The 15,860-nt window shown below is 25.2% G+C and carries 8 protein-coding genes; 5 read left to right on the top strand and 3 right to left on the bottom strand.

From position 1 onward, the window contains the following. Positions 1-1,142: 1,142 nt before the first annotated feature. The gene (pyk, locus tag A35E_RS01230) at positions 1,143-2,585 is read left to right on the top strand and encodes a pyruvate kinase (RefSeq protein ID WP_014888863.1); all 1,443 of its coding nucleotides are present in this window, start codon (positions 1,143-1,145) and stop codon (positions 2,583-2,585) included. A gap of 1,422 nt (positions 2,586-4,007) precedes the next feature. Further along, positions 4,008-4,976, top strand: coding sequence for an oxygen-dependent tRNA uridine(34) hydroxylase TrhO (gene trhO / locus A35E_RS01225; protein ID WP_014888862.1), 969 nt, complete (start codon positions 4,008-4,010; stop codon positions 4,974-4,976). Between the two features lie 1,547 nt (positions 4,977-6,523). Here trhO and rplY read toward each other — a convergent pair. Then, positions 6,524-6,808: a 50S ribosomal protein L25 gene (rplY, locus tag A35E_RS01220; protein WP_014888861.1), complete on the bottom strand. Its 285-nt coding sequence runs from the start codon at positions 6,806-6,808 to the stop codon at positions 6,524-6,526. A gap of 1,682 nt (positions 6,809-8,490) precedes the next feature. Here rplY and tusA point away from each other — a divergent pair. Further along, entirely contained in the window at positions 8,491-8,736 is a 246-nt protein-coding gene (gene tusA, locus A35E_RS01215; protein ID WP_014888860.1) for a sulfurtransferase TusA, read from the top strand. Between the two features lie 396 nt (positions 8,737-9,132). Here the strand turns inward: tusA and fpr are convergent, their stop codons facing one another. Then, positions 9,133-9,882 (bottom strand): ferredoxin--NADP(+) reductase, encoded by a 750-nt coding sequence (gene fpr / locus A35E_RS01210; RefSeq protein ID WP_014888859.1) that lies wholly within the window; start codon positions 9,880-9,882, stop codon positions 9,133-9,135. 1,855 nt (positions 9,883-11,737) lie between these two features. On the opposite strand from fpr, the gene zapA reads away from it, so the two are divergent. Continuing rightward, positions 11,738-12,079 carry a cell division protein ZapA gene (zapA, locus tag A35E_RS01205; protein ID WP_014888858.1) on the top strand — a complete coding sequence of 114 codons (342 nt, stop codon included), beginning with the start codon at positions 11,738-11,740 and terminating at the stop codon, positions 12,077-12,079. A 910-nt stretch (positions 12,080-12,989) separates the two neighbouring features. Here the strand turns inward: zapA and pgpB are convergent. Beyond that, entirely contained in the window at positions 12,990-13,685 is a 696-nt protein-coding gene (gene pgpB, locus A35E_RS01200) for a phosphatidylglycerophosphatase B (protein WP_014888856.1), read from the bottom strand. A 261-nt stretch (positions 13,686-13,946) separates the two neighbouring features. Here pgpB and ribA point away from each other — a divergent pair, with 261 nt between their 5' ends. Then, the gene (gene ribA / locus A35E_RS01195; RefSeq protein ID WP_014888855.1) at positions 13,947-14,546 is read left to right on the top strand and encodes a GTP cyclohydrolase II; all 600 of its coding nucleotides are present in this window, start codon (positions 13,947-13,949) and stop codon (positions 14,544-14,546) included. Positions 14,547-15,860 lie beyond the last annotated feature (1,314 nt).

The raw sequence follows: 15,860 nt of genomic DNA, 5'->3' as shown, positions 1-15,860 counted from the left end.
ATACAGAACATTAACTATATTTATATATTATTTATTAGAAGTAATTTTTTCATATAATTTAAAATTATAATCTTTATATATTATTATTATATAAAAAATAATCTATAAACTATATCTAACCAATATTTATTGATATTAAATCAATATTATTTCTTATTAATAAGAAATAAAAATGCAAAACTTCTACACAATAAAGAAATTAAAAAAAACACCCTCAAAAACAAAAAGATATCGCGCTTAACTGACATCAGAAAGCATAAAAAAACGATTTACAACGATAACTGATTATATTATTTTTTAATTTATATACCACCCTACAATGTAATAAGAAAATCATAGTAACGTTACATTAAAAAAAATTAATGTAAGAGTTACGATTAAAGTGATTGATAAAACACCTAATTAATATCTGATTAACGCCAAAATATTATCAATAAAATTTGATTACTAATGATATAATAACTATAAATTAAAAATCACCATAACAACAATTAAAACTAATAATTTATTTAATAAAATATTAATTTTTAAAATATAAAAAAAATAAATTAGGTAATAAATGATTTTAATTTAATATTCTTTTTCTTTAAATAAAAAGACATTTTCAAAATACATAAAATATATGACTTTTAATTTATGTAATATAGTAACACTATTTTCTTATTTATAATAAATAAAAATAAAAACTCTTCTTTTTTAATAACGTGAAGAAAAGTGATATAACCATAATTAATATTATCTCGTTAATTAAACTAAATCTCATCTTTTTTAATTTAACTCTTAATTTTCATAAAGAAAAAAAACAGAAACTATAGATTGATTAATCCGAAAACTGTTTTTCTTAACGAGAAAATTAATCTTTTAGAAAAACACACGTACTACAAAATTGTGAATAACTCTAATATCATCTCCTTCAAATCATATAAAAATATAATATAAGCTTCATATTTTAATCACATTCAATTAAAGCGTTATTACTTTAAACAGAAAGAAAAACTTTCGTGTCTTCTAAAGTAATAAACTTCATATAGAGAGCTTGTAAAATAAGGATTACCCTAATCATAGACATTTATTAAAAACAATCACAAACCCGAGCACTTTTTTTAGAAAAAATACTATTTCCTAGGTTAACGGAGTTATCTATGTCCAAACGGCTAAGAAGAACTAAAATTGTCATAACCCTAGGTCCTGCTACAGACCATGATGATAACCTCGAAAAAGTAATCGTTGCTGGTGCTAATGTTTTACGTATTAACTTTTCACACGGAAGCGCTAAAAATCATCTTCTTCGAGCACAATCAGTGCGTGAAATTGCATCCCGACTCGGAAAGCACGTCGCAATACTCGGGGATCTACAGGGACCGAAGATCCGAATCTCAACATTCTATGAAGGAAGTGTTTTACTGAATGTTGGTCAAACGTTCTTGCTAGATTCATCACTTGCTCCTGGTCAAGGAGATAAAGAAAAAGTAGGTATTGATTATAAAAGCTTATCCAATGATGTTTTACCAGGTGACATTCTACTTCTCGATGATGGTCGTATACATCTCAAGGTTCGGAAGATACAAACTACAAAAATTTACACCGAAGTAAAAATAGGCGGGTTTTTATCTAATAATAAAGGAATAAACAAGCTTGGAGGCGGATTGTCAGCTCAAGCATTAACTGAAAAAGATAAAGATGACATTATAACTGCTGCACAAATTGGGGTTGATTACCTAGCCGTATCTTTTCCACGGACCAGCGAGGATTTAAAATATGCTAAACATCTAGCTCGTAATGCGGGTAGTCATGCTAAAATTATCTCAAAAATAGAACGTGCAGAAGCTGTCGCTAACAACGAAATAATAGATGCCATTATCCTTGCCTCGGATGCGATCATGGTGGCCCGAGGTGATTTAGGAGTTGAAATTGGGGATCCAGAATTAGTAGGGGTTCAAAAAAAATTAATTCGCCGCGCTCGTACACTTAATCGCGCAGTAATCACTGCCACACAAATGATGGAATCAATGATCACTAATCCGATGCCAACACGAGCAGAGGTTATGGATGTTGCTAATGCGGTGCTTGATGGTACCGATGCGGTCATGCTTTCCGCTGAAACTGCCGCGGGACGTTACCCTGTAGAAACAGTTTCCGCCATGGCTAACGTGTGTCTAGGAGCAGAAAAGATTTCTAGTATTAATATATCTAAACATCGACTAAATAAAACATTTGACAGCATTAAAGAAGGTATCGCTATGTCAGCGATGTATGTTGCTAATCATCTAAAAGGTATCACAGCTATTATTTCAATGACAGAATCAGGCAATACCGCACTTATCATGTCGCGCATCAGTTCGGCTCTACCGATCTTTGCCCTTTCAAGAAACGAACATGCTTTAAATCTAACTTCATTATATCGCGGAGTCACTCCTGTTTATTTTAATAGTGATAGTGAAGGCCTAAAAGCAGCAACTCAAGCTACTAATTTTTTGAGAGATAAGGGATTTCTTGTATCGGGAGATCTTGTAATTATCACGCAAGGTGACATGATGGAAATGATTGGAAGCACTAATACTAATCGTATTTTGCGCGTTCAATAATCAAATAAAACGCATCACGTCTTGCTTTTAGCAGACGTGTTGTTCGTTCAAGAACATAGGATATTTTTTCTGAAAAATTAACAATATTTAATTATTTATATATATTTTTACTTATTTTAAAAATAATTTCATTTTATAAAAAACAACTATTAAAAACGTCATAATACTTAAACAAATTTCTTATATTTATCTTTTTTTGTATTTTCGTGATTTAAATAATTTAACCTTTAGTAACAATTTAAAATTTTTTTGTTAACCAACAAGAAATAAAATAAAAAAACCAATATTTACTTTTTTATATTTCACACTTTTATCACATAAAAATTCTCATAGAGAAAAAACATATATACATGAAATATAAACTTACTAAGAATGTAGAAGCATAAATCCAATATAGAAGAAAATACTTAATGCATATAATATTATTTAATAACTATATCTGAGGACTGAAAACGATATTAAAACCTTGACATGCCATATGAAGCATATGATAAAAGAATATAAAGAGTTTCTGATTGAAGAGTAGTGTTTTACGAATTCAATGAAACTCATAGGATACATTTCGTTGATGCAAAAAAACGTACAATTTTAATAAGTTCAAGATAAAAATCTTGACAATTAATATTATATCATAAAAATAACCTATAAAAATTTCGACTACTATATTTAAACGCTAAAATTAAAACAATTACATTAATCTTTAAAAACCTTATAGAATAGATTGGTCGTCGCACTGACTTTCTTGTAGAGGAAATAACAACATAATCAAATATAAATAGATATAATATAGTTAGTTTTATTAAAACATAACATGCTCTATATTAAGCGTATAAAAACAAATTTAATTATTTTAAAAACTCTAATAAGATTTATTTCTTTGAAAATCTTATTCCTTCTTAGTTGCTAATTACTAGTTAATCTTAGTATCTAAGTTCAAATTCAGATAGATTAAATATAAAAATCACTTATTTTCAATTAAAACTAACAATTAATTTTTAAAATAAAATTCATTATTAAAACTTTACAACAAAGCTATTTAAAATTAAAGTGTAGGTTACACGTAAACTTTATAAGTATTATCTCTCTATATAATTTTATATACTTATCAATCAATCACTTAAAATATAATTCTCCTCATCAAGTTTTATTAAAATTAAAAATAATATTTTATTTTTAATTTTTTTTTATTATAAAATAGAAAAACTATAAGCAATATTAGTCTTATGCAAGTATGATGACTAAAAAGTTAATTTAAAAAAAATCACACAACTTATACTAAACAATTAAAATTAATCCTAAAAATTTCAAAAAAAAATAAATAAGATACTTAAACTGATCAACCATAACACTTAATTTTTAAGAAATAAATTTTTAAATTGAATAATACTATTCATCATTTCCTTGTTAACTTGGATTTATAACATGTCTTTATTATATAATCAAATTTCAAATAAAGAATTACGGATGCAAATGTTGGCGGAAAATCATCCACGAACAACCGTTTCTTTCTATCGCTATTTTAATTTATCTAATCCAAAAAAATTTCGCGACATACTTTATCAGAAATTTATTTCATTAAACATTTTTGGTCGTGTTTACATCGCGCATGAAGGTATCAATGCACAAATAAGTGTGCCTAAACATTACTTCAACAATATGTGCAAAACGGTATATGAAGCACATCCAGATCTAGACAAAATACGGATGAATGTTGCTTTAGATGATAATGGTAAATCTTTTTGGGTCTTACGCATGAAAGTACGATCACGTATCGTTGCTGACGGAATTAATAATTTTACTTTTAATCCGAAAAAAGTTGGAGTGTATCTAGATGCAGAAGAAGTAAATACGATGTCAGACGATCCAAATACTCTATTTGTTGATATACGAAATCATTATGAATATGAAGTAGGACATTTCTTCCAAGCTATAGAAATCCCTTCTGACACATTCCGACAACAGTTACCTACAGCTGTACAAATGTTAAGAAATCACAAAGACAAAAAAATAGTAATATACTGCACCGGGGGAATCCGCTGTGAAAAAGCTAGCTCATGGATGTTATATAATGGGTTTAAATATATTTATCAAATAGACGGTGGAATAATTAACTATATACATAGTATAAGGAAGAAAAAATTACCAACAAAGTTTATTGGCAAAATTTTTGTTTTTGATGAACGTTTAGGAGAACGAATAACGTCAGACGTTATTGCACACTGCTATCAGTGTAACACCCCCTATGATAGTCATACAAATTGTCGTAATCAGTTTTGTAACCGTTTATTTATTCAATGCCTTTCTTGTCTTAAAGAGTATTTAGGTTGCTGTAGCATTAATTGTCAAAAAAAATTTACTTTATCGGAAAAATCACGTCATGTTAGTAAATAATAGCAAACTAATGTAACTAGTTAACAACTTTGATAAACATTTATTATTAATGGTAATAACGAAAACAAAATATAGTAACAAGATCTAACTTAAAATTAAGAAAACAAAGTAGATCTACCAAATTTCTTTAAATTCTGCTGAGAAGCAAGTAAACATATTAAATATAAATAGCAAAGCATGTTAAGTAAGTAGCTTTGGTGTCTACATTATTTATGCTAACTTTTATTATTCAAAGAACCCAGCCCTATGTTGTTAAATCTAGGTTCCAAAAAAAATTGTTGTTTAATTGAAAGCATGTTCAAAATTTTTAATAAAACTACATTATTCAGTTTTTAGTAGGTTAAGTATCTAAGTAATACAATGAAGTAAATATAATATTCTTATATCAACAACTTAATAAAGATATAGACATATTCTTTGTATTTTAAAAAAAACAATAAATTTTTTATCAAAAAAAATACTGTTAATAAAAATTTTTTGATAATTATCAACAAATCTTATCACGTTCAATATATTTATATTTAAAGTAGTATATAAATTCTAAACGATTAAGTTAGAACAAAAGATTCCTATATAAAATATTTTTTGAATCTATATATATTACACTTCCTTGTTTAAGATAAATCAAAATTTGAATTTTAATTTATATATTTTTATCTTTTTGAATTAGTATAACATTGTTTCTGAACCCAATTTTATAGTTAAAAAAGCTAATAAAGTTTTTTGATTCAGAGAAATGATTTGATCAAAAGATTGATTAGAATAATTAAAATATAAAAACTATAGTAAAAAAGCCAATTAAGACAATTAAATATTTTCATTTGTTGTAAAACTGAAATCTAATGAAAATAACTATCTTAGTTACAATCGACATTGTACAAAAAATCATTGTTTTAATAAAAAAATTTTACACTGTAAAAATAAATAATTTTTTATACATAAGATAACGTATGATCGCGCATAAAAAATTTGACCATAAAGAAGTAAATTTATGGGATCAATGTTTTTTATAAAACTAACAACCCTAGTTTTAAAAGATAAAATCTTTGCAATAATAAAATATATAAGTATAAATTATTTATCTAAAATATTAGATATTTTAGATTACAGCTAAGCAAATAAAACTTTCATTACTGTTTAAAAGTTACCAAAACTTCATAAATTTTTTTATTACCATTTATCAAAAAAAATATTTATTTATATAACATCAATTTTTAAATAGCGTATTTTAACATCTTACAACTGTTAACGCGCCTCAACAACAGTATTAATGTTTTTTATAAAAACATGTAATAGTAGTAATACTTGTAATGTTTATTATAAAATGAATATCTGTAACTAATCATGGTATGTTTTAAAAATTAAATGATCGACTGGCTACAATAAACAGTTTGACTAAATTACTTTTCAATAGTTATTTTTTTATAAAATATATATGGGGTTTTTTTTAAAAAACTTCCCTATACTTAAAGCCCTCTCATCAATTAAAAAACCTTAATCTTTTATAAAAAAACATTTTAGAATAAATTTCTAAATAATAGTGCCTTTTAGGTTCGAATAAAATCAATATGCAGCACCTTTGGTTTAAATGGATGACGTTGAATAAATTGTACTTTTACAGTATTTTCTTTATTGTTAATAATGAGAATTAACTTCTCAACGTAAAAACTTTTTTTTTGTTGTTCGTTCAAAATTTCATCATGATCTAATTCAATAGCAATTGGATCTGTGTTACCACCATAAACAATAGCTGGACATCTATTTATAAGACGAAGACGGCGACTAGCACCTTTTCCTTTCTCTCTACGGAGAGCAGCATTAATAGTCAGCATAATAATGTTCTCAACATGTGAAATGAAACTTACTATATTCTCAAAGAGACCTTATAAATTAATTAAAAAAAAATAAAAAATTTCTAAATATAAAAGAGTTGATTTTACTAAAATTTTATACTTGTAGCAAATTAAACTTATTTTTCTAACTAATTTATACTCGACAAACATGATATGACAAAAAAATCAATAAATTTTATTAATTATTATAAACTTAATACTAATTAATTTTATTAATATAAAGTCTGTTATCTTTTTTTTGCATAACATTAATTAATTAATTAATGTTACTAAATAATGATGAATATTATCTTTTTAAAAAACATAATTTAAAGTAAAATATTTATTCTATAAATAATAATGTTTATCTAATTTATATCCTCACAACACTCTTTCATCTTGTAAGATAAATAATTGTTTTAAAAAATAATTTCTTCTATATTAAATATGATTAAGATTACGCTTTTTAAGGCAATGCAACTAAATCTTTAAAATATCTCTATAAAGAGACTAATTAATATAAATGAATTCAATATTCGCTAGATGCGATGAACATGAAAATACATAATCCTTCGGATAACATCTTAACGGTCTAAACAGATTAGTTTTAAAACCTCTATAAATTAGAGCAATTTATTTTTATATTGTTTTTTTTATAATAAAATTAAGATATATGCCTACTTTTTTTGTAAAATAATTTTATTTTAACACCTCAAATAAAATAAGAAATATAAACAACAATCTTACTCTGCTAATGAAACCAACATTAAACAAGACACATTATTAATAATAAAAACAAATAATTTAAAAATTAAAATCTTTATAAAAAAATATAATCATAGGAACCATATTTTAAGCGCTTAAGTATTTAAATGCAATCATATCAAGTTTTCCTATAAAACATATCTTTAGATTTGTATCTTTGTTATAAAGTTTATTAAATATGTTAAATCCACTAAAGTTATGTTAAAATATACGATATTGATAAATAATTAAAAATTTAGTGAAATATTTTTAATTAACGTAAAAAATACTGTATTATTTTTTTATTTGCACAATTTAAGTAAAATAACGCTTCCTGAAAGCGACTAATATTAAATATATAGTTAAAAACTATTAAGATTAGTTAAAGTTAATTATTTTTTTTGCTTACCAAGCAATAACATCGCCAATCTTGAAAACTTACTTTCTCTAAAGAATCTAATTTACTAAATAAGAAAGAAAGATAACTGAAAATTTTGTAACAAACAACTATATAACAACCAATATATTAGATAGAATAATTGCTACATTTTTCTCTATGACATATAAAAGTAATATTAATTGTTAAAAACAACTTAATTAAAAACTCAAAAATAGAATATCAAGAAAATAGATAAATATGTTAAAAAAAATATTTAACTGTTATAAATAATTTTAATTATAAAATAATTTTTAAAAAAAATATAAAAGCATCTTAATTACTAACATGTATTCAATCTTAATGAGTCAAATCAAGTTAATTAAGATAGTCATTCAATACAACAAACCTATTTAAAATATCTAATCTTTTTAATAAAAAATCATTAATTTTGATGTATGTATTTACAATAAAAAACACTTTTATACAATTGTTATTGTATTAGTTATATCAATAAATATAAATAAAAAAATTAGTTTAATTATTATATTAAAGAACCTTTATGTGTGATTTTTTTACTACTGCAGATAAAACTTTTGATGCTCGCGGCCTCCGATGTCCAGAACCCCTCATGATTCTCCGTAAAATCGTTCGACTTATGGATACCGGTCAAACTTTACTGATAATTTCCGACGACCCTTCCACTAATCAAGATATTGTAAATTTCTGTCGATTTATGGATCATACCTTAATAGCAAAAAAAATAAAAAAAATTCCTTATCTCTATTTGCTATCTAAAGGTAATTAAAAATCTACTTCTTAACAACTAAAAAAAACTATTTTTAAGTTGATTAAATCAACTAAAGACAAATAATAAGTTTTAACGATTAAATTTATTGAATAAATTTATAGCATATAAATACTAATCTTATTAGAATGGTCTTCTCATTAATAATTATTTAAAAAAAAGACTGTAAATGAAAAACTTTCATATTCGATTATATTTATATTGTTTTTAAAAATTCATTATTTATATTTAAAAATAAAATGATAAATCCAACTTTAATAAGAGCTAAAATTGTTTTTTTTGTGCTATATATAAAACAATACTTAAAATTTCTTATAAAAAACTTTTCTTCCTTGGTTACTAAATTACTAAAATAGTGTAACTCTAAAGAACAACTACCTTTAAGAAAAATATCTATTACCAATAATTTTCACTAAAAATGTTCCCAGGTTTTTCTTTAAAATGTTTACACATGCCCAATTTTTCTTGAAGAACTTGTTGTGTTTCTCGTACCATGCAAGGATTTCCGCATAACATAACGTGAGTATCTTTAACATTCAATTTTACACCCACAGCAGCCTCTAAGGAACCATCAGCTATAAGCGCAGGAATCCTTCCAGTTAGCGACCCTAAACTAGACTCCCTACTAACTATTGTTTGTATCTTTAGTTTTCCACCAAAAATATGGACAAGGTCAATCATTTTTGGTAAATAACTCATATCCTTAGCAAATCGGACTGCATGTACTAATATAATTTTAGTGAATTTCGTTAATTCTTCACCATGTTGAAGGATAGATAAATAGGGACCTAAAGCGGTACCTGTTGCTAACATCCATAAATATTTACAAGAAGGTGGGATCTGATCTAATACAAAAGAACCTCTTGCTTGTTTAGTAATTATTAAAGTATCGCCTGACTTGAGAAGATGTAAAAGTGGACTTAATTTACCGTTCGGTACACTAACTAAATAAAATTCTAAATTATTATTATTTGGAGCATTTACGTAGGAATAAGCACGTTGAATCCTTTGACCTTGGATTTCCAATCCAAGCTTAGCAAATTGCCCAGCAATAAACGGATCGATAGGCGCTTGAACAATAAGAGTAAATAGATTTTCTGTCCAATGTTTTATCTCTATTAAGTGACCTGTTACCCATTTTTCCATTTTATTTTACTCTCTTTAATTCTATTAATTTTGCTAATAAACATTGTTTAATTTTTAACTCAATTTATCGATCAAATTTCAAAAATTAAAAAAAACTCATAATTCTAGTAATCTATCTAAAAATGTGTTAATTAAGTTTAAATATACGATCAAATAAATAGTTTTTTTTAAACTTTCAAAATACTTTACAAAGTAAAAAAAACAATTAATTGAATCAAGTCAAACTTTAAAAGCTTTAATCACTTGTGTTAAAATTTTTTAAAAACATTATTTCTATTACTTGATATCCTTTTTAATTATTACTTATATGTAAATCATATTTTTGAAAAAAATTAGTACAGCTCCTAATTAATTTCTTAAAAAGAATATTTTTAAAAATCAACCTCAATACATAAACAGGATTTTTAGATAATATTAATTATTATTTAATTCAAGAAGTCAGTTCTCATAAAAATTGTTTTGAACTAACCTTTAACACAATCTCAATAAAATATATTTTTATATACACATTCTTAATTATTCTTTTTTTAATCTACAGTTAACATATGAAGTCTTAATGCATATCTTAAAAAATAAAAATTAAAAATTAACTATATTAGCAAGCTAATCTTAATAAGAAATTTTATAAGTTAAAGTCCTCTTAATATTTATATCTACTCTCTCTTTAAATCGTAAAAATAATGGTATCTTTCTAAAAGAAACTATAAATATTAATATAGTATTAATAATAAATAACTAAAATTATCACTTTCATATAAAAACATTTTTACCAATTTGATCCATTTTACTGTTCTTCTAAACAACATAACAAGATACACCTCTTAATAAAAATTGTAGTTGGATTAAAATAATTATAAAGATTACATTAACTTTAACGATAAATGATAGAAAATTCTATAAAAACTAAAAAAAATGTACACAATAATATTGATAATTTTTATTAAAGAATCTTAAAAATTAATTTTCTAATTTAAAATAATAATAGCACCAAAAATCAACTTAAATTGTAATCTAAAAAAAATAAGATTATTGATTAAAATTTTATATCCTAATCTAGCTTATGGTTCGTTGATGTGAATATGTCGAACACATTTAATAAAAAATATATGTGTTAATAATTTAAATTTGCTTAAAATTTAGATAATATTGTTAAATAAAAAAAATCTCACCTATATCCATCAGTTTATATAAAATTATAATATCATGCTATTTTTATAAAAATATGGATAAAAAAAACCATGCATCATAAGATATAGTGCAAAATTAATGATTATTAATACGAATACAATTCGAAAAGTTACTAATACTAAGAACGCTTACAATAAAAAATATTAATTGTTCTATTTAGAGTTAATTAATAAATTTTGTGTCGTTCTATTGCATCTCCCTTTGAATAAAAAAAATCACTCAAGTCAATCGACGCATAATACACAAATAACTCTTTGAATGCTATACTTGTAAAAGTATTTAAAATTTTTTAAAAAATCAATCAACAGATGTCTTATAGTATTAATTACTATAAAATCTATTTATAAAAAAAACTTGTCTATTTTTTTATACAACATAACTTATTTATAAAATAAATTTTAATTTTATAGAAAACGGTCTTGATTAATAAGCTAGTTAAGTGAAATATTTTATATAAAAAAACATATTTATCTAACATTTTTCAAACGTTAGATAAATAAAATAATGCTAATATGAAAAAATATACACTTGTCTAAACCAAAGTCATAATAAAACTGTGAATTCCATCTATTTTTTTTAAGAATTTGATGCACTCTTCTCACCACCTTTATATTATACTGATATAGACGGTCAGAAATAGAGCAATAAAAGATAAAAAGGTGGTCACATGTCCGCACAACCGGTAGATATTCAAATTTTTGGTCGTATATTTAGAATCAATTGCCCCCCCGAACAAAAAGAAGCCTTGAATCAAGCCGCAAAAGATCTTAATCAACGCCTGCAAGATTTAAAAGAAAAAACTAGAGTAACTAATATAGAACAACTTGTTTTCATTGCCGCCCTAAATATCTGCAACGAATTAGCACAAGAACGATTAAAAACTCGAGACTATGCAGCAAATATGGAACAAAGAATTCGTTTACTACAACATACGATCGAACAAGCTCTTATTGAACAAGGAAACATAACAGAAAATCCTGAAAATCAATTTGCATGTTTACCCAAATAATGTTTACTCAAAAAAAATATACGATAGAAATAACGATAAGTAATTTAGTCTATTTTATTTAATCTAATAGCTATAAAATATATCCATGCTTTCATCATTATAATTACCAGCCCCTTTTAGGGGCTGCGTCTTTAAAATAACTTTATACTATATTCACAATACAACTTTTTTAAACAACACCTTTTCTAGGTGCGAGTTAATGGATCTTATCAAAATTATACAAATCAAGAAACATATATTTTGATGAATATGAATTCACTTAACAAATATTGTAAAATTATGATAAACTTTATTATTTTTATGTTATTATTAAATGTATATATCAATCTAATATAAAATTTTAAACAAGGTTTAATTGTTTAGTTACTAACTATATCAACTATTTTTAATTATTAAAATAATACTAGAATTCATATGCTAATGTTTATTAATAATTATATTTATCATAGCATTTTAATCAAAATCACACCTCCTTCTTTTTTTATAGGAATATTCAAATACACACTTTCATTACAAACACATTTTAATGTCAATTTAAAATTTGTGTCATTTTCTAAAAAATAATTTAATTTTCTTGGTAGAATTACTATCATATTAAAAGTAGACTCAATATAAATTTCGAACAACTAATATGTAATAATAAAACATTTGATATCTAAATTTAAGTATTCCATCGGATGTCTACATCATGTAGACATTATCTCATCTATATCCAACATATAAAAAACACAATAACTTCTAAATTTATTAAAAATCACATTGCTTGAGAAACTGTTTTTATTTAGTAAATCAATTTATTATTCTATACTTTTAACATAAAGTCTTACACTTTGACATAAAGATAATCTTGTAAAAATAAAATCACGTAAAAGTTTAAGTAATAAAAAATATTTTAGATTAGAAGATAAATTCAATTTTGGATAAACCAACATCCTATGGTAACGATTAACCAACTAAGGATAACACTCATGAGAAGATCTAAAGGCCAGTGCATACCAAGCATTAAACGGCTAAACATCACTCCATTAGCCCAGCTCATTAGTGCGATAGTAGATACCTTATACTGACGTGGCCAAAGCAAACCTGCAGCCAATAATACTAAATTGGATGAGAAAATCGTATGTCCAGACGGAAAAGAAAAATGAGTTTCGGACTTCCAATAAATTACTAACCATTTCGGAATCTTCTTTTCTTTAAAATTCCAGTTTACCGAAGAATTACAAATTTTACGAGGCATCTTATAAAATGCTTCCTTGCTTATTACCTTATTTTTTTCTAACCAAATCACATAAGGTCTTGGTTCTTTAACATACAACTTAATAAAAAATTTTATACCTTGTCCAATGAATAACATAATAATTAATATCAACAGTAGTCTAAAAGTAGACTTAATCTGATAATGTAAAGACCAGAGAAACCAGCTAATAAATACTAAAGTAGTAATAGTTCCCCAAGGGGGAGTTACAGTTTGTGTCAAAAAGTACATCCATTTTAACCAACAGTAATTGTTTTCTGGCGTCCAATGCCATCTAGTAACTATGAATAATAATGGGAAAAACATTAGCAACAGCGCACCTATACTAGTACGTTTTGCAATTTTAAACATTAAATTTCCTTTATAAATATAGGTATAAATACATATAGCAGCATAAAACAAGAATAAACACTATTTTTAAAATATCAGAAGAACTTTTTTAGTTACGCCTTGCGTTTTTAGTTAACCGAAACACGTCTCATTATTGGTTGACTTTATAACGACATCGCATTAAAGGATAATGATCTGTAAGCCTTCTTGCACTGGTACTAATTAATTAAATAACGTACCAAGCAGTAGGATGAGCATCATTTTTAGGTTTTGGAGAGCAAAATGCAGCTTAAACGTATGGCAGAAGCCAAACTGCCAACACCCTGGGGTGATTTCTTAATGGTAGGATTTGAGGAAATTGCCAACCTGCACGATCATCTGGCTCTGGTATACGGCGATATCACCGGTCCAGAACCAGTGTTAACGCGTGTTCATTCTGAATGCCTTACCGGCGATGCTCTTTTTAGCTTACGTTGCGATTGCGGTTTTCAATTAGAAGCAGCACTTAGCTATATAGCCGAAGAAGAGCGTGGTATTTTGCTCTATCATCGCCAAGAAGGCCGTAATATTGGCCTATTGAATAAAATCTGCGCCTATGCACTACAAGACAAAGGGGCAGATACTGTTGAAGCTAATTATCAGCTCGGTTTTGCTGCCGATGAACGAGATTTCACTTTATGTGCTGATATGCTCAAATTATTACGAGTTGAAACGGTACGTCTATTAACCAATAACCCCAAAAAAGTTGAGATATTAACCGAAGCAGGAATTCACATTAATGAACGAGTTCCATTAATCGTAGGACGCAATCCAAAAAATGCTCGCTATCTAGACACTAAAGCTGCTAAGATGGGACATCTACTTAAAGGATCATCTGAATAATAATAAATAAAGGCACTCCACCCCCGTGTAGAGACTGTGTATGCTTTTCACGGAGTGGTTGTACCTTTTCTCATTAAAGACTTTTTAATTATTCAACAAACCTACCTTTAGAGATATATAGGTTCTTATTTTTTTTCTCACATATTTTGATTTATTATCTACTGTTAGGTAGGTATACTCTCAAATTTTTAAGATATAAAAATGTTTATAAATTATCCCAGTCCATTGGTTTAATTAATTTTTAAAATAGTAAAATGCTATTCAATGTTCACTAACATATTTATTTTAATTAAATTTTTATTATTTAATATAAAAACAACTCTATATTGCAATAAATTACAATAAAATTAGATTTTTTTTATCATGGAAATTTTATTCTTACAATAGCTATTGTAAATAACTAATTTATTAACTAATGGTAATGATTCAAATCGATTTGTATTAATATAATTTTTATCTTGTTTAATAACTTAGTTATACATTATTGATAATTTATAAAAAAAATAATAGAAATTTAATCTAAAATAAATAAAAAATCAGGAATAATTATCTGATGTTTATTGGCATAACATGATTTTATTCATCCTGACATCATCAAATAGCCCTTATACGAATATTTTGATATATCTAAATTTTATAAAAATATCGACAATATCCTTATAATGATAAGGATGGTGCTCATTTATAAATAACAAAGTATTACCAAATACTATTATCATGGATCCTTAACATATTAATCTATATTATATTTAATTCACTATCTATTTTTTATTTTTTCACTTTTTTAGGATTTAATTTTAAGTAAAGTGCTATTTTATTAACTAAATAACACCATTTAATTTAAGTTATTTTTCTTATTAATTTAGCTTGATGTATCTTATCAATTGCTCATTGATAACACACGATTAATAAGAGAATTTCTTAAACTTAAAAATAATACAAATAAAATAGACTCACGATATAAAATAAAGAATTTTTTTATATTCTAAAATAATTATTTATAACTTAAATTAATTAAATATATATTTATTGTGACTATCTAAATAGTGATCCACCTAAACTATTTTATAAAAAACATGACATATTGGTTATATCTACTTATGAACGTTTTGTAATCTTAGTTAAAGAACGTTAAAACAATGGACAGGAAAATATAAAGCAATAATAGATGAAATTAACCGATAGTCTTTTCATATACAATGTCAGTATGATTCATAATAGTAAAACGACTAAATCACCAATTAATTTAATAATAATCATTAGTATTAATATACTATAAATGTAGTATACAAAAAGTAATTAATCGGATATTAT

Source organism: secondary endosymbiont of Heteropsylla cubana (genome assembly GCF_000287355.1).
Classification (GTDB): Bacteria; Pseudomonadota; Gammaproteobacteria; order Enterobacterales; family Enterobacteriaceae.
This window is presented reverse-complemented; position numbering and strand designations above follow the sequence as displayed.